This is a genomic window from Neisseria sp. RH3002v2f, assembly GCF_014596375.1.
GTDB classification, from domain to species: Bacteria; Pseudomonadota; Gammaproteobacteria; order Burkholderiales; family Neisseriaceae; genus Neisseria; species Neisseria cinerea.
The window spans coordinates 151,815-167,734 of record NZ_MAYZ01000020.1; the positions used below are offsets into that span (position 1 = coordinate 151,815).

Consider the following 15,920-nt stretch of genomic DNA (forward strand, 5'->3'; position numbering starts at 1 on the left):
GACGTGTAATAGAAAATAGTGTAGTAACAATTATTCGGGATTGAAGAATGATGAGTGTAAAAGAATTATTCAAAGTCATCTTAGATGAAAATAAAGATTTTACTATTAGAACGATTCATCGCACTCCAATGGGGATACTTCCCAAACCTGTTGCTTTAAGTATTGTTCAATATGAAGATGACCAAGGATTTTATTTGTTTTATTTGGATGAGACTGGTCAGGAACAAACGGATACTTATCATGACACATTAGATTCGGCATTTGAACAGGCGGAGTTTGAATTTGGAATCAGCAAAGAGGAATGGATGCAAAGTCCTTAGGCGGCAAAATCAAGATGCTGCTTTATTTTTCAGACGGCATTTCCGTTAATAAAAAAGTCGGTATTGGAGCCCAAAACAGCCTACGTCTTGCCGGGATAGGGATGAAAGTTTTAAGAAAAAATGATTATAGTTGAACATTTAGAACATTATTTGGGTGAAATCGAAAGCGGTATAAAATGCTTGGATCGACGTTATCATCTCAGCGTTTCCGTCTTCCCATCACAACCATATAAAGGGGTAACTACTTTTTCTACTTTAGGCTTAAATCGATATGACTTGAACTATAAGAGTAGGTTTGAATTAATTTTTACCTGTTCTGAAGAATGGAATAAAGAAAATATTGCAGCTTTTCTATCAGGAGTGGCTGAATATTTGATTGACAATAGACAACCTATTTTAAGAGGTGAAATTATTCAATTACCCAGGGTAATTATCGAAGGTAGCAAAATGGATGCACTGTATGTTTCCGCCCCATTTTATTTCGACGATGATTTTCAGGTCTGTTATGGAGAACACTGCAATATCGTTTTCCCTTTGCTTGTCCCGTTGTATAAACAGGAAGCAGAATTGGTGGAAAAAAAGGGTTGGAATGCTTTTGAACGGTTCTTGCTGGATAATGAAGTTGACAACCTTTCGGATATGAATCGGAAACCGTTTGCTTGGTAAATACCTTCTTCAAACGGTCAATGCCGTCTGAAAAACCTTGTTTCAGGTTTCAGGCGACCTTTGAAAACAGGCTAAAAAGCATGGACTATAATCAAACTGTTTTATCTCATTTGCAAAATTTTTGGAAACATCATGAAATTAAAGGATTTACTTGGGCTTTAGGAAGGATTGTTGAAGAACTTCCCGATTTCCAAGTTTTCCAAGTGATTCCTAATCATGCAGATGAGCCTTGGGTTTATGTCAGCTCTGGGATAGGCTCATTTTTAGGACAGGAGTTTTTTATCGTCAGCCCGTTTGAAACGCCCGAACATATTGAGACCTTGGCAATGCTGGCATCGGCAAGTATGCATTATCCCGATCGATTTCAATTAGGAAAAACGGTCAATATCGGCAGACCGTGGGTCGATCAATCGTCCTTTCGGCATTTTCTGATTTCTCTGCCTTATCCTTATGGGCAAGAGTTGGAATATATGGATAATGTCCGATTTTTCTGGTTATTGCCGATTACTCATCAAGAGAGGCTTTTTCTAGATACTCATTCGGTAGAAGAATTGGAAACGAAATTCGATGAAGCGGGTATTGATTATTTAGATATAAATCGTGCGAGTACTGTCTGGCAGGCCGGATAAAAAACCGGTAATCAAAATGCCGTCTGAAGCGTTATCCGACCTTCAGACGGCATTTTTGTATTTAAAGCCGGGTAACGCTTAATACGCCTTTGACATCTCCGAGGCTGGTGAGGACGCGCGGGAGGTCGTTGACTTGCTTCACTTCGAGAGTGAACCTCATGCTGGCTTCCAAGTCGCGGGACTGGGTTTGCACGGCGGTAACGTTGAGTTTATGGCGGGCAAGTGCGTCGGATACGTCGCGCAAAAGTCCTGAGCGGTCTTGGGCGCGGATTTCGACATCGACGGCGAACACTTGCCCTTCCTGCAACGCCGCCCAGCTTGCGTCCAACACTTTTTCGGGTGCTTGTTCGGCGAGGTGTTGGAAAGAGGGGCAGGTTTTGCGGTGTACCGAAATGCCGCGTTCGCGGGTAACGAAGCCGACAATATCGTCGGGCGGCGCGGGTTTGCAGCATTTGGCAAGCGTGGTCATCAAGCCGTCTTCGCCGTCGATGAGAACGCCGTTTTTGCCGCCTTTTTTGATTTTGGACTGTTTGACGATGGTGGTTTCGCTGACGGGCACGGGCGGCGGTTCGTTTAACTTGCCGCAGGCTTTTTGGATGGCGCGGTTGGAAATTTCGCCTTGTCCGATGGCGGTATAGAGATCGTCGAGTTTTTTGAAGCCGAGGTTTTCGGCAAGCTCTTGCAGGTTGGGCTTGGGCGTGAGTTTGGCAAGCTGCTTGTCGAGTTGGACGCGGCCTTCTTCGCGCACGGTGTCGGCGTTTTGCTGACGGATGTAGGCGCGGATTTTGCTGATTGCCTTGCTGGATTTGACCCAGCCTTCATAGAGCCAGTTGACGGAAGGATGCCCTTCTTTGGCGGTAATGATTTCGACGCGTTGTCCGTTTTCAAGCTGGGTGGACAGCGGCACGATTTGCCCTTCGACTTTCGCGCCGCGGCAACGGTCGCCGATGCTGCTGTGCAGGGCGTAGGCGAAGTCGATGGGGGTGGCGCCGGTGGGCAGGGAGAGGACTTTGCCGTGCGGGGTCAGGACGTAAATCGTGTCGTTGAAAAGCTCGGTTTTGAAAGCGGCGGCGAGGTCTTCCTTGCCGCTTTCCGCCATGTTTTCGCGCCAGTCCAAGAGTTGGCGCAACCAGGCGATTTTCTGTTCGTAGGCGGAATCGCCCTTGCCGCCTTCTTTATAACGCCAGTGGGCGGCGACACCGAATTCGTTGAATTGGTGCATGTCGAAGGTGCGGATTTGCACTTCCACGCCTTTGTCTTCGGGGCCGACGATGACGGTGTGCAAACTTTTATAGCCGTTGCCTTTGGGGTTGGCGATGTAGTCGTCGAACTCGCCGGGGATGGGCTGCCAGAGGCTGTGGACGATGCCCAGCGTGGTGTAACACTCGGGGACGGTATCAACCAGAATCCGCACGGCACGGATGTCGAACAGCCCGTCGAAGCTGAGTTTTTTCTTCACCATTTTTTTGTAAATGGAGTAGATGTGCTTCGGGCGGCCGGCTACTTCGAAGTGAACGTTGTATTTCTTGAGTTCACCGCGCAGGATGTTGAGGAAGTTTTCGATGTATTCGAGGCGTTCGGTGCGTTTTTCGTCCAAAAGCAGCGCGATTTCGCGGTATTTTTCGGGTTCTTGATGGCGGAAGCTGAGGTCTTCGAGCTGCCATTTGAGCTGCCACACGCCCAAACGGTTGGCGAGCGGGGCGAAGATGTCGAGGGTTTCTTTGGCGACGGCACGTTTTTCGGGGCTGTCGGGAACCTCGCTGAGAAACTGCATGGTGCGGGTGCGCATGGCGAGCTTGATCAACACGACGCGGATGTCGGTAACCATCGCCAGCAGCATTTTACGCATGGTTTCGGCTTGTTGGGCGCGCTCTTCGGGCGTGGCGAGGCTGTCCACACGGGCGAAGTGGGTGAGCTTCTGCACTTCGTCCACACCTTTGACCAGCTCGGCGACGGTGCTGTTGCAGCGTTCGGAAACCAATAGATTCCAGTCGGGGACGTAGCGTCCGATATCGGCAAGCAGCGTTGCGGCAACGGCATCGGGGAGTAGGTCGAGTTCATGGACCATCTGCGCCGCGCCGAGGAAGTGGTCGAGCAGCGGCTCGCCATACGGTGTGACGGCATCGGCGGGATAGTGTTCCTGCGCCAGCGACCATGCGGTACCGATGAGGTTTTTATCGTTGTCCGGCAGCGCGGCGCAGTAGCTGTCGAACCATTCGCGCAATTCTTGCAGAGTCGCGCTTTGCGTGTCTTGAATCGGGCTGATGGTGGTCATGATGGTGTCTTTTCGTTTCGATAAAAACAGGTTTATTGTAACAGGTTGTAAAGGAGATTTGCTGGCTGTTTTGCGGGATGTTGTATGTATCGTGAATCGGCTTTCAAACAAAGAAACGGCAGACGGTATTGAGTGCGCAAAACCGATTTTCTTCATGATTCGGCGCATTGGAAAATCCCTCTTTGGGGTTTGGATGGAGCGATTTTGTATCGGACTCAAGCGAATCGGCTGTCGGCAGTTGTTTCAGGCGACCTTAAGTGATAAGGTTTGTCCGTTTGACGAACATGAAAGGAGTATCCGATGAAGCTGTATATTTACGACCATTGCCCGTTTTGCGTGCGTGCGCGGATGGCTGCCGGGCTGTTTGGTGCTGACGTTGAAGAAGTCGTGATGGCAAACGACGATGAGGCAACGCCTATCGGCATGATTGGCGCGAAACAAGTGCCCATCCTACAAAAAGAAGACGGTTCGTTTATGGGCGAGAGTTTGGACATTGTCCGTTATCTTGACCGAGAGGGTCGTCTGAAAAATGAAATCCGCCCCGAAATACAGACATGGCTGGACAAAGTCGGCAGTTACAACAACAAACTGGTTCAGCCGCGTACTGTTAAAATCGGTCTGCCCGAGTTCGCTACTGCCGAAGCGGTTAAATATTTTACAGATAAAAAAGAGAAAAACATCGGAAGCTTTTCTGCCAATCTGAATAAAACCGCCCAATATCTTGAACGCATCCATGAAGATCTGAACGATTTGGACGGTCTGATACATGAAGTTTCAGACGGCATAAACGGAGAAATCGGCATGGAGGATATTTTGGTTTTTCCTATTTTGCGCAACCTGACCGTAGTGCGGGGAATCGAATGGCCTCAAAAGGTGATGGGTTATCTGATGACGATGAGTGAAAAATCAGGCGTGCCGCTTTATTTTGACAGGGCATTGTAAAACAGGAAAACGCAGCAGGCAGGAAAGCCTTGCTGCGTTTTCCTGTAGTTGGCAAATACGGCCGTACCGCCCGAAAACCGTAAATTCAAATAAACCATCCGATGAGGGATTGAACCAGTATCATAACCAGCTGTACGACAGGGGCGATAAATGCCCCTAGAATCCCGGTCAGCATAAGCAGCAGGATAATCCACGTCCCATAGGGTTCGATTTTGCGGAACGCTTGCGAATATTTCGCCGGCAGGAAGGTGTCGATGAAAATGCCGCCGTCCCAAGGCAGGATGGGAATGATGTTGAGCGCAAACAGAATGGCGTTAATCAGGATGCCGTAATTTGCCATTTTTGCCAGCGGCATTTGGTATGCGTCGCCGATGAATGGGGCCAATACCCAAATTAGCCCCCACAAAAACGCCATTGCCAGATTTGCCAGCGGACCGGATGCTGCAACATAACGCCAGGCAAGACGCGGGTTGCGGAAGTTGCGCGAATCGATAGGGATAGGACGTGCCCAACCAAATAGAAACGGTGTGAACATCAACGTAATCAGCGGAAAGATTACCGTGCCGACCAAGTCGATATGAGGCAGGGGGTTCAGTGTCAGCCTGCCGTATTGTTCGGCAGTGTTGTCTCCCCAGTAGCGCGCCGTATAGCCGCGTACCACCTCCCTGATGGTAATGGCAAGCAGTACGGGCAGGACGGCAAGCAAGAATACGCCCAAGTCAAAATTCCGAAACATGATTTTCCTTTAAAACAGGTGGTATGCAGTTACTGGCGGCTGAAAACAGCAATATACCATCTAACCTGATTTTATTGGAATAAGAAATCAGACGGAATCATTTTTTCTGCCAACCTATTATCTGATGATTTGCTGTAATACCGCGTTTAAACACGGTTTGCCTATGAATGAAGCAGGCGTTCACATGACAACAAATTATAAAAAATAGGTTGCAAATAGGAATTGTTGCCATTATTATGGTCGAATTATGGATAAAGAACGAATTTTAACCCCTGCGGTCGTGGTTTCTGTTGCACTGCTGCATTTGGCAATGGTTGCATTGCTTTGGCAGGCGCACAAGCCTCCTGTGGTGGATGCCGGAAATATCGAGTTTGTTGATCTCGGTGATTTTGGGGGCGGGGATGGTGCGCCCGAAGGCGCAGGTGCGCCTGCTGCGCCTGAGCCACAACCCGAGCCTGAGCAGCCTAAACCTGTCGAGCCGCCCAAACCGGTTTTGAAGCCGGTGGTTACAAAAAAGGCGGATACAGATATTCAGCAGCCCAAGGAAAAGCCGAAACCCGAAGAAAAACCGAAACCAGAGCCTAAGCCGGAAGTGAAGCCGACTCCCAAACCGGTTGAGAAAACGGTAGAGAAGCCGTCTGAAAAACCTGCCGAACATCCCGGCAATACTTCCGCCAAAGCCGGCAGCGAGAACGGCGGGGGCGAAGGTAAGGGAACCGGTACCAAAGGTGACGGAACGGGGCGCGGAGAAGGCAGCGGTAAAGGCAGCGGCGGAGCCAAAGGCGAGCATGGGGAAGGAACCGGCGGCAGCGGCGGCGGAACAGGTGCCGGCAGCAGCAAAGGCAATCCCCTGCGTGCCAACGGCAGTATTCCGCGACCGCCTTATCCTACGCTTTCTATGGAAAACGATGAACAGGGTACGGTTGTCCTGAGTGTGATGGTGTCTCCGGGCGGTCATGTCGAGTCCGTCAAAGTGGTGAAAAGCAGCGGTTTTTCCCGTTTGGACAATGCGGCACGCAAGGCGGCGCAAAATGGGCATTTCCATGCGGATGCCTGGACGGAGTTTAAAGTCCCCGTTAAATTTGAATTGAATTAGGCTGTTGTCGCGGCAGTTTGCGGCAGCTTGGATTTTTGATTTGTTTTTATCAGTTTTGGAATCATTATGGATTTGAAATTAGTGTTTGAATCAGGCGATGTCGTCCTGATCGGTGTGTTTGTGTTGATGTTGCTGATGAGTATCGTAACATGGTGTCTGATTGTTTTACGCAGCATTAAGCTGTATCAGGCTCGCAAAGGCAATATGGTTGTTAAGCAGCATATGAGCAATACTTTGTCTTTGAACGATGCGCTTGAAAAAGTGCGTGCCGTTGACGCTCCCCTGTCCAAACTGGCGCAAGAGGCATTGCAGTCGTACCGCAACTACCGTCAAAATGAAGCTTCCAAATTGGCTCAGGCGCTGCCCTTGAACGAGTATTTGGTCATTCAAATCCGCAACAGTATGGCTCAGATTATGCGTCGCTTTGATTATGGCATGACCGCGCTTGCTTCCATTGGTGCAACCGCACCGTTTATCGGTCTGTTTGGTACGGTCTGGGGGATTTACCATGCTCTGATCAATATCGGACAAAGCGGACAGATGAGTATTGCGGCGGTTGCCGGCCCGATCGGCGAGGCATTGGTTTCTACTGCGGCGGGTCTGTTTGTGGCGATTCCTGCCGTGTTGGCGTACAACTTCCTTAACCGCGGTGCGAAGACGCTGACTCAGGATTTGGATGCGATGGCGCATGATTTGCATGTCCGCCTGTTGAACCAAAAGGATTAATGAAATGGCATTCGGTTCGATGAATTCCGGCGATGACTCGCCTATGTCCGACATCAACGTTACGCCGTTGGTGGACGTGATGCTGGTTTTGCTGATTGTATTTATGATTACCATGCCGGTGCTGACGCATTCCATTCCTTTGGAATTGCCAACCGCGTCCGAGCAGGCAAACAAGCAGGATAAACAGCCTAAAGATCCCTTGCGCCTGACGATTGATGCAAACGGTGGTTATTATGTCGGCGGAGATTCTGCAAGCAAAGTGGAAATCGAGGAAGTGGAAAGCCGTCTGAAAGCTGCCAAGGATCAGAATGAAAACGTGATTGTGGCAATTGCGGCAGATAAGGCTGTAGAATATGATTATGTGAACAAAGCGTTGGAGGCCGCCCGTCAGGCAGGGATTACCAAAATCGGTTTTGTAACGGAAACCAAGGCTCAATAAAGTTTGACGTTTGAACGAATGCCGTCTGAAATCTGTTCAGACGGCATTTTTGTATCGGTCGGTTTTATGGTTTGACCGCTGCGTCTTCCAAACGGGTTCTGAAGTTTTCCAGATTTACACCTGCCGCTTCTGCGCGGCGGATGATTTCGTCAACCGGCATACCTTCTGCCGCTCTGCGGAAGCCCCACAGGAGGGAGCAGCGCGTACCGGTTCGGCAATAGGCAAGGACGGGATATTCGGCTTGTCCGATGAGTTGTCGGAAGGCTTCGACATCATGGTTTTGGATGTCGCGGGCGATAACGGGTTGGTGATGGAATCCGGTAACGCCTGCTTTTTCCAGCCACGGGCGAGCCTGCGAAAAGTCTGGTTGTCCTTCTTCCTCATGATCCGGGCGGTTGCAGACGACGGTTTTGATACCCAGTAGCGAGATTTGTTCCGCATCGGCTTCAGTCAGTTGTGGGGAGATGTAGAGATGTTCGTCAAGTTTTAGAATCGCCATTTTATTTCCTTTGCTTTGCGGTTGGTTTTCAGACGGCATTTTGTGTGCAATGCCGTCTGAAAGTTTAACCGAACAACCAGTTTTCTAACAGGTTCCGGTCTGTGATATGTAAAAGTGCAGTATCCGCCCCCGTTGCCTGAACCGTCAAGACGGTTTGACGCAATATGCCGGAACGGAAGAAGTGGATATTGATTTTTGCCCCGACGGGGTATTGGGCCCATTGTGCGGCAAAGTCGGTGCAGGCATAACCGTCTAAAGCAATGATTTTGTCTTGCGGACACAGTGCCGCAGATTCCGCGCTGCCGCCGTTAAGGATATGTGTCAGGACGATGTGGTTGGTGTTTTGTTTGAAACGTGCGCCGAAATCGCCTACCGGGAGGACGGGGCAAATGTGTTCCGCATATCCGCCGCCGTGTTGACGGGGAAGAGGCAGGAAGGTCAGTCCCACGCCTGCGGTAGACAGGCATTCGGCAAGTGGCAAATTTTCGGTACTGTATAACGCTTTTTGGAAAAAATCTTCCAAATCCAAGCCGGTAATTTCCTGACAACGGATTTGCCAGTGTTTTTCCGGAATGCCCATGCGCGTATCCGCCCACTCTCGATAGAGTTCGTCCATTACCGTATCAAGAGAATGACTGCCGTTGCTCCGGTTCCGTATTATCAGGTCAAGGCACAATGCGACCAGTGCACCTTTCTGGTAATAGCTGACGATGGCGTTCGGACTGTTTTCATCCGGTTTATAAAATTTGTTCCACGCGGTAAAACTCGATTCCGCCAAGGTCTGCCTCAAACGGCCGCGGGTTTGTTGTACGCGCGTAATGCCTTGTGCCAGCAGGTTTAAATAAGATTCGGGCGAGATGGTGCGGCTGCGTGCCAAAAACAAATCGTCGTAATAGGATGTAATGCCTTCGAATGCCCATAGTTGTTCGGTATAGTTTTCTTTGTCGAGGTTATAAGGGACGAATGCGGTAGGTTTGATGGATTTGACGTTCCACGCGTGAAAATATTCGTGGGAGAAAAGCCCGAGCAGCTGGGTATAGTTTTCATTGGCATCGGCCATGCCTGCAGGTGGCAGCCAGTGCCGGTCAGAAAGCAGGGCGGTGCTGTCGGTATGTTCCAGACCGCCATATATTTGTTCACCGACATGGAGCAGGAACAAATATTTCTCAAATGGGGCAGGGGAGGAAAATATTGCCAATTCAGTTTCGCAGATTCTCTTGAGGTCTGAAATCAGCCTGTTGCGGTCGAAGTCGGGATAGATGCCGCTTAGGGCGAGTGTATGCGGAATTCCTGCCGCTTCAAAATCTAAAAATTCAATCAAGCCCATTTCCACAGGGCGGTCAATCAATTCGGCATAGGATGCCGTCTGAAAAATATATCGGTCTGTTTCGGTTAGGGTCGTGGCGATACGCCATCCTGTCGGAATATCAGACAAATCCAACCGGTGCTGCAGCATCTCAGCCCCTTTAACCCTTAAAAACAGGCATGCCCCGTCAAAAAAACCTCGTTCCGTCGACAGGAAAGAACCGCGAACAGACAAATCGAATGCATACACTGTGTAGCGGATTTGCCACTCTCCGCGTGAGGAGGCGGCATGCCAACAGTTTTTTGCAATTTGGTCGAGTCGGACGGGTACACCGTTGCAGGATGCATCGATAGATGTAATGTGGCGGGAAAAATCCCGAATCAGATAACTGCCGGGAGTCCAGTTCGGGAGGCTTATTTCTATTGGAAAATCATCATGTTTCGTGAATGTCAGTAGGATGTGCCATTCATGATCGAGAGGAGATGGAACAATTTTATAATTAATCATAGCTATTGCTTGTATTGTTAAATATTATTGACTAAATGACTTTAGAATGCAGCTTAATCTACATCAATAAAGTGCTATAAAAAAAAGGGGCTTGAAAAACAAGTAATGAAAAATAAAATGCAATTTATTATAAAAATTTGATTTTTATGGAATAAAAATATATTTAAGAGTGGGCACCCTTTATCTTTCAAATGTAATTCTGCTTGGCGTAATAAAGTAGATATGTTAAATTTAGAAAAAATTACGCTTGCCCGAATTGTACCTTGAATAGGCTGCAAGGGTCGGCAGGATAAAAAATTTTTATTCCCATAATTCATGGAGACTCTCATGGACACACAAACTTACAACTACAAAGTGGTGCGCCAGTTCGCCATCATGACTGTAGTTTGGGGTATCGTGGGCATGTTGGTCGGCGTTATCGTGGCTGCCCAATTGTTTGCTCCCGCCCTTGATTTATCGGACATCGGCCCTTGGTTTCACTTTGGTCGTCTGCGTCCGCTGCATACCAATGCAGTTATTTTCGCATTTGGCGGTTGCGGCTTGATCGGCACTTCATACTACGTTGTCCAACGTACCTGTAACACCCGTCTTTTCGGCGGTTGGCTGCCTGCATTTACCTTTTGGGGTTGGCAGGCAGTAATCGTTGCTGCGGCCATTAGCCTGCCTATGGGTTGGACTCAGGGTAAAGAATATGCCGAACTGGAATGGCCGATTGATATTCTGATTACATTGGTTTGGGTGGCTTACGCCATCGTATTTTTCGGTACGATTGCCAAACGTAAGATTAAACATATTTATGTTGCCAACTGGTTCTATGGCGGCTTTATTTTGGCAGTTGCGCTTTTGCACATTGTCAATAACATTAGTATTCCTGCCGGTTTGATGAAATCGTATCCTGTTTATTCAGGTGCAATCGATGCCATGGTTCAATGGTGGTATGGTCATAACGCCGTAGGCTTCTTCCTGACTGCCGGCTTCTTGGGTATGATGTACTACTTCGTCCCCAAACAAGCAGGTCGCCCCGTTTATTCCTACCGCTTGTCTGTCGTTCACTTCTGGGCGTTGATCTTCACCTATATGTGGGCGGGTCCGCACCATCTTCACTACACTGCGCTGCCTGACTGGACTCAATCTTTGGGTATGGTTCTGTCTTTGATTCTGTTTGCACCTTCTTGGGGCGGTATGATTAACGGCATCATGACCTTATCCGGCGCATGGGACAAACTGCGTACAGACCCAATTCTTAAATTCCTGATTGTATCCTTGTCCTTCTACGGTATGTCTACCTTTGAAGGTCCGATGATGTCGATTAAAACGGTCAATGCATTAAGCCACTATACGGACTGGACTGTCGCGCACGTTCATGCAGGTGCATTGGGTTGGGTAGGTTTTGTAACTATCGGTTCTGTTTATTACATGATTCCTCGCCTTTTCGGTAAAGAACAGATGCACAGCACCAAACTGGTAGAAGCACATTTCTGGATTGCCACCATCGGTGTGGTACTGTATATCGCTGCTATGTGGATTGCCGGTGTAATGCAGGGTTTGATGTGGGGTTCTTTGAACGATGATGGTACTTTGACTTATTCGTTTGTTGAATCCGTAAAACGTACCATGCCTTATTACATGATTCGTTTTGCAGGTGGTTTATTGTATCTGAGCGGTATGTGCATTATGGCGTACAACGTGTACCGCACAGCCATCAGCGGTAAAGCGGTTGATGCTGAAATCCCTGCGGTTTCCCAAACACAGCATCACTAAAATACTAAGAAAGATAGGCTACCAAAATGAAATTACAACAATTAGCTGAAGAAAAAATCGGTGTTCTGATTGTGTTCACGCTGCTTGTAGTCAGTGTCGGTCTGTTGATCGAGGTTGTCCCATTGGCCTTTACCAAGGCGACAACACAGCCGGTTCCGGGCGTGAAACCTTACAATGCTTTGCAAGTTGCAGGACGGGATATTTTTGTCCGTGAAGGTTGCTATAACTGCCATTCCCAGATGATTCGTCCGTTCCGTGCAGAAACTGAACGTTACGGTCATTATTCCGTTGCCGGAGAGTCAGTTTATGACCATCCGTTCCAATGGGGTTCCAAACGTACAGGTCCTGATTTGGCACGTGTCGGCGGTCGTTATTCTGACGAATGGCATCGTATCCACTTGCTGAATCCGCGTGATGTCGTGCCTGAATCCAATATGCCGGCATTCCCGTGGCTTGCACGCAATAAGGTAGATGTTGAAGCAACCGTTTCACATATGAAGGCTTTGCGTAAAGTGGGTACGCCTTACAGCGATGAGGAAATTGCAAAAGCACCGGAAGCTTTGACAAACAAATCAGAGCTGGACGCTGTAGTCGCCTATCTGCAAGGATTGGGTCTGGCTTTGAAGAACGTAAGGTAACATCATGGATATTAACGGTATTCGTTCTCTTTTTACGGTATGGATCTTCATCTGTTTCCTGTTGGTACTCTATATTGTCTTCAACAGACGGAACAAGAAAAACTACGATGATGCCGCAAACAGTATTTTCGATGAAAATCAAGATACACAAGATAAAAAAAGCGAACACCGTTGATATCGTGATAACGGAGCAAAACAATGAACACAACATCCCAATTTACCAGTAACTTTTGGAATTTATATATTGCAGTTATTGTCTTACTGAGCTTTATCGGCTTAGCCTGGCTGCTGTTGTCTCAAAATGTTGTCAAGCGCCCGAAGAAGGGCGAAGAAGTGCAAACCACGGGTCATGAGTGGGACGGTATTGCCGAATACGATAATCCGTTACCGCGGTGGTGGTTTTGGCTGTATGTTTTGACATGGTTGTTCGGTATCGGTTATCTGGTTATGTATCCGGGTGTCGGCGACTATAAAGGTCTATTGAAATGGACCAGCCATAACCAATATGAAAAAGAGGTTAAAAAAGCCGATGAACAATATGGCAAGCTGTACGCTAAATTTGCAGATATGCCGATTGAAAAAGTGGCAAAAGATCCTCAAGCCAAACAAATTGCCCAAAACCTGTTTAACACTTATTGTATCCAGTGTCACGGTTCTGATGCTAAAGGTTCTAAAGGTTTCCCTAACCTGACCGATGGCGATTGGTTGTGGGGCGGCGATCCCGATAAAATTCATGAGACTATTGAGAAAGGTCGCATTGCAACTATGCCTGCATGGGGTCCTGCTTTAGGTGAGGAAGGCGTAAAAGACGTTGCGCATTATGTGATGTCTCTTTCAAAACCCAAAGGTCAGTATGATGAGGAACGTGCCGCGCGCGGACAAGCCTTGTTCAGCGGTCCGCCTGCCAACTGTTTCACTTGTCACGGCGATAAGGGGCAAGGTATCCAAGGTTTGGGTCCGAACCTGACTGATGACGTGTGGTTGTGGGGCGGTACGCAAAAAGCCATTATCGAAACCATTACCAACGGACGCAGCAGCCAAATGCCTGCTTGGGGACATTTCTTAGATAAAGACAAACTGCATATCATGACTGCTTATGTATGGGGTCTTTCCAACAAAGACGGTAAAGCACCGGTGAAAAAAGCCGAACCTGCACCGACTCCCGCACCGGCGGCAGAACCCACAGCATCTGCTCCTGCAGAAGCAGCACAAGCCGCTTCTGAAGCCAAACCTGCCGCAGCAGAACCTAAAGCCGAGGAAAAAGCCGCACCTGCTGCCAAAGTGGACGGCAAACAGGTTTATGAAACCGTTTGTGCCGCCTGCCATGGCAATGCGATTCCGGGTATTCCCCACGTCGGCACGAAAGCCGACTGGGCCGATCGCATCAAAAAAGGTAAGGACACATTGCACAAACATGCAATCGAAGGCTTCAATGCGATGCCGGCAAAAGGCGGTCGCGGCGATTTGAGCGATGATGAGGTCAAAGCTGCGGTTGACTATATGGTCAACCAGTCAGGCGGTAAGTTCTAACCGTTGTTTTCCGACTTTGTAGGACGCAGAAATCCGGATTCATATCGAATCCGGATTTTTTATTTTGAACGGAAATCCTGTTTTTGATTTATGCCGTTTGAAAGTGGAGATTTTGATGCTTAAACGGTTAGACCGACTGATATTTTTGTATGGTTTAAAGAATGGTGCGGTTGGGTGTCGGACAGCATTGTTTGATGCTTTCAGACGGCATATAGGTTTGTTTCTTCAAAATTGAATCTTTTTTCATATGTTGCAAAAAAAATTGATTTTAATCATAAAGAATTAGTCTTTATTATTTATAATCGCGCATCATCACGATAACCCTAATTTCAAAAGGACGATTAATGGATACACAAATCAAAACTGAAGCCGGTCAGCAGAATAACCGGCGTTATCTGACCGTTTGGAGGTGGCATTTTTATGCCGGTTTGTTGGTTATGCCCTTCTTGACCCTGCTTGCCGTTACAGGTTTGGGTATGCTGTTGTTTGCCAATATTACCGGTAAAGAGGGAGAGCGTATTCATGTCGTTCCTCAGGCAGTGGTGCAACCCCTCTCTGTTCAGGCAGAAGCGGCACGCAGTGCCGTTAATCCGGAGACTTCATCTGTCGTCCAATATATTGCACCGCGTGCTGATGATATGGTTGCTGTGTTCCGTGTCAACAATGAGGGTAAGGCAACCATGGTTGCGGTCGATCCTTATACGGCAAAAGTGGTCAACACCATGACGCGCAATCAGGGTTGGTATCACACTATGGATGAAATTCACGGCGATATGATGCTCGGTGCGGCAGGCGATTATCTTTTGGAAACGGCAGCTTCACTGACCATTATTATGGTTGTCAGCGGCTTGTACCTTTGGTGGGCGAAACAGCGCGGCATTAAAGCGATGCTGCTGCCGCCAAAAGGCAGGGCGCGTTCTTGGTGGCGGAATCTGCACGGCGCGTTTGGAACTTGGGTATCGTTGATTTTGCTGTTGTTCTGTCTGTCCGGAATTGCTTGGGCGGGTATTTGGGGCGGCAAGTTCGTACAGGCTTGGAGTCAGTTCCCGGCCGGCAAATGGGGTGTTGAACCGAACCCTGTTTCAGTTGTACCGACCCACGGCGAGGTATTGAATGACGGCAAGGTTAAAGAAGTACCGTGGATTTTGGAGCTTACGCCTATGCCTGTCTCAGGGACGACTGTGGGTGAAGACGGCATTAACCCCGACGAGCCGATGACCTTGGAAACCGTCGACCGTTTCGCGCGGGAAATCGGTTTCAAAGGGCGTTATCAGTTGAATTTGCCCAAAGGTGAGGACGGGGTATGGACTTTGTCGCAGGATTCTATGAGTTATGACATGATCAGCCCGTTTGCCGACCGTACGGTACATATCGACCAATACAGCGGCAAGATTCTTGCCGATATCCGTTTTGCCGATTACAACCCGTTCGGTAAATTCATGGCGGCAAGCATTGCGCTGCATATGGGTACTCTGGGCTGGTGGAGCGTATTGGCAAACGTCTTGTTCTGCCTTGCCGTCATTTTTATCAGTGTCAGCGGCTGCGTGATGTGGTGGAAACGCCGTCCGACCGGAGCGGTGGGCATGGTTCCGCCGGCACAGAAAGTCAAGCTGCCGGTTTGGTGGATGATGGCATTGCCGCTATTGGCAATTGCATTGTTTTTCCCGACCGCACTGGTTGCCATTGCCGTTATTTGGCTGTTGGATACGTTGCTGCTGTCGCGGATTCCTGTTTTGAGGAAATGGTTTAAATGACCAAATGCCGTCTGAATGTTCAGACGGCATTTTGTTTGAAGGTTGATGGGGGAAAGGCTATATAATCCCGAATACTTGTCCGCAACTTTTGTTGAA

18 protein-coding genes are annotated in these 15,920 nt (G+C 48.6%); 14 read left to right on the plus strand and 4 right to left on the minus strand.

What is annotated here, in order from left to right; translation table 11 throughout:
• The first annotated feature begins 47 nt into the window (after positions 1-47).
• The 4 genes from BBW69_RS04690 (at position 48) to BBW69_RS04705 (ending at position 1,615) form a co-directional block, all read left to right on the plus strand.
• Complete coding sequence (locus BBW69_RS04690) at positions 48-320, plus strand: hypothetical protein (RefSeq protein ID WP_188210569.1); 273 nt, start codon at positions 48-50, stop codon at positions 318-320.
• A complete protein-coding gene (locus tag BBW69_RS04695) occupies positions 302-454 on the plus strand; it encodes a hypothetical protein (protein WP_188210570.1) in 153 nt (50 codons plus the stop codon). Before BBW69_RS04690 ends, BBW69_RS04695 begins: the two co-directional genes overlap by 19 nt.
• Entirely contained in the window at positions 441-986 is a 546-nt protein-coding gene (locus BBW69_RS04700; RefSeq protein WP_188210571.1) for a suppressor of fused domain protein, read from the plus strand. Before BBW69_RS04695 ends, BBW69_RS04700 begins: the two co-directional genes overlap by 14 nt.
• 80 nt (positions 987-1,066) lie before the next feature.
• Positions 1,067-1,615, plus strand: a complete 549-nt coding sequence (locus tag BBW69_RS04705; protein ID WP_188210631.1) for a suppressor of fused domain protein — start codon at positions 1,067-1,069, stop codon at positions 1,613-1,615.
• A 61-nt stretch (positions 1,616-1,676) separates the two neighbouring features.
• On the opposite strand, the gene BBW69_RS04710 is transcribed toward BBW69_RS04705, so the two are convergent.
• Positions 1,677-3,890, minus strand: a complete 2,214-nt coding sequence (locus tag BBW69_RS04710) for a bifunctional (p)ppGpp synthetase/guanosine-3',5'-bis(diphosphate) 3'-pyrophosphohydrolase (RefSeq protein WP_188210572.1) — start codon at positions 3,888-3,890, stop codon at positions 1,677-1,679.
• Here BBW69_RS04710 and BBW69_RS04715 point away from each other — a divergent pair.
• Together BBW69_RS04715 and BBW69_RS04720 are read left to right on the plus strand one after the other, a co-directional pair.
• Entirely contained in the window at positions 3,880-4,194 is a 315-nt protein-coding gene (locus BBW69_RS04715) for a hypothetical protein (protein ID WP_188210573.1), read from the plus strand. The genes BBW69_RS04710 and BBW69_RS04715 overlap by 11 nt on opposite strands.
• Positions 4,191-4,832 carry a GrxB family glutaredoxin gene (locus BBW69_RS04720; RefSeq protein ID WP_188210574.1) on the plus strand — a complete coding sequence of 214 codons (642 nt, stop codon included), beginning with the start codon at positions 4,191-4,193 and terminating at the stop codon, positions 4,830-4,832. The genes BBW69_RS04715 and BBW69_RS04720 overlap by 4 nt, the downstream gene beginning before the upstream one ends.
• A gap of 85 nt (positions 4,833-4,917) precedes the next feature.
• Here the strand turns inward: BBW69_RS04720 and BBW69_RS04725 are convergent, their stop codons facing one another.
• On the minus strand, positions 4,918-5,568 hold the full coding sequence (locus BBW69_RS04725) for a site-2 protease family protein (RefSeq protein ID WP_188210575.1): 651 nt from the start codon (positions 5,566-5,568) through the stop codon (positions 4,918-4,920).
• A 247-nt stretch (positions 5,569-5,815) separates the two neighbouring features.
• Here BBW69_RS04725 and BBW69_RS04730 point away from each other — a divergent pair, with 247 nt between their 5' ends.
• The 3 genes from BBW69_RS04730 to BBW69_RS04740 all read left to right on the plus strand — a co-directional run bounded on the left by BBW69_RS04730 (position 5,816) and on the right by BBW69_RS04740 (position 7,829).
• On the plus strand, positions 5,816-6,664 hold the full coding sequence (locus tag BBW69_RS04730; protein WP_188210576.1) for an energy transducer TonB: 849 nt from the start codon (positions 5,816-5,818) through the stop codon (positions 6,662-6,664).
• 66 nt (positions 6,665-6,730) lie between these two features.
• Positions 6,731-7,390: a MotA/TolQ/ExbB proton channel family protein gene (locus tag BBW69_RS04735; RefSeq protein WP_003677893.1), complete on the plus strand. Its 660-nt coding sequence runs from the start codon at positions 6,731-6,733 to the stop codon at positions 7,388-7,390.
• Between the two features lie 4 nt (positions 7,391-7,394).
• Positions 7,395-7,829, plus strand: a complete 435-nt coding sequence (locus BBW69_RS04740) for a biopolymer transporter ExbD (RefSeq protein ID WP_107960641.1) — start codon at positions 7,395-7,397, stop codon at positions 7,827-7,829.
• Between the two features lie 64 nt (positions 7,830-7,893).
• On the opposite strand, the gene BBW69_RS04745 is transcribed toward BBW69_RS04740, so the two are convergent.
• Positions 7,894-8,328, minus strand: a complete 435-nt coding sequence (locus BBW69_RS04745; protein WP_188210632.1) for a TIGR01244 family sulfur transferase — start codon at positions 8,326-8,328, stop codon at positions 7,894-7,896.
• 64 nt (positions 8,329-8,392) lie between these two features.
• Complete coding sequence (locus BBW69_RS04750) at positions 8,393-10,141, minus strand: M61 family metallopeptidase (protein ID WP_188210577.1); 1,749 nt, start codon at positions 10,139-10,141, stop codon at positions 8,393-8,395.
• Positions 10,142-10,468: 327 nt separating this feature from the next.
• On the opposite strand from BBW69_RS04750, the gene ccoN reads away from it, so the two are divergent.
• The 5 genes from ccoN to BBW69_RS04775 all read left to right on the plus strand — a co-directional run bounded on the left by ccoN (position 10,469) and on the right by BBW69_RS04775 (position 15,824).
• Positions 10,469-11,902: a cytochrome-c oxidase, cbb3-type subunit I gene (gene ccoN / locus BBW69_RS04755; RefSeq protein ID WP_188210578.1), complete on the plus strand. Its 1,434-nt coding sequence runs from the start codon at positions 10,469-10,471 to the stop codon at positions 11,900-11,902.
• Between the two features lie 26 nt (positions 11,903-11,928).
• Positions 11,929-12,540 carry a cytochrome-c oxidase, cbb3-type subunit II gene (gene ccoO / locus BBW69_RS04760; RefSeq protein ID WP_003677881.1) on the plus strand — a complete coding sequence of 204 codons (612 nt, stop codon included), beginning with the start codon at positions 11,929-11,931 and terminating at the stop codon, positions 12,538-12,540.
• Between the two features lie 4 nt (positions 12,541-12,544).
• Positions 12,545-12,715 carry a cbb3-type cytochrome oxidase subunit 3 gene (locus BBW69_RS04765; protein ID WP_107860229.1) on the plus strand — a complete coding sequence of 57 codons (171 nt, stop codon included), beginning with the start codon at positions 12,545-12,547 and terminating at the stop codon, positions 12,713-12,715.
• A 23-nt stretch (positions 12,716-12,738) separates the two neighbouring features.
• A complete protein-coding gene (ccoP, locus tag BBW69_RS04770; RefSeq protein WP_188210579.1) occupies positions 12,739-14,070 on the plus strand; it encodes a cytochrome-c oxidase, cbb3-type subunit III in 1,332 nt (443 codons plus the stop codon).
• A 344-nt stretch (positions 14,071-14,414) separates the two neighbouring features.
• Positions 14,415-15,824: a PepSY domain-containing protein gene (locus BBW69_RS04775; protein WP_188210580.1), complete on the plus strand. Its 1,410-nt coding sequence runs from the start codon at positions 14,415-14,417 to the stop codon at positions 15,822-15,824.
• Positions 15,825-15,920: the final 96 nt, after the last annotated feature.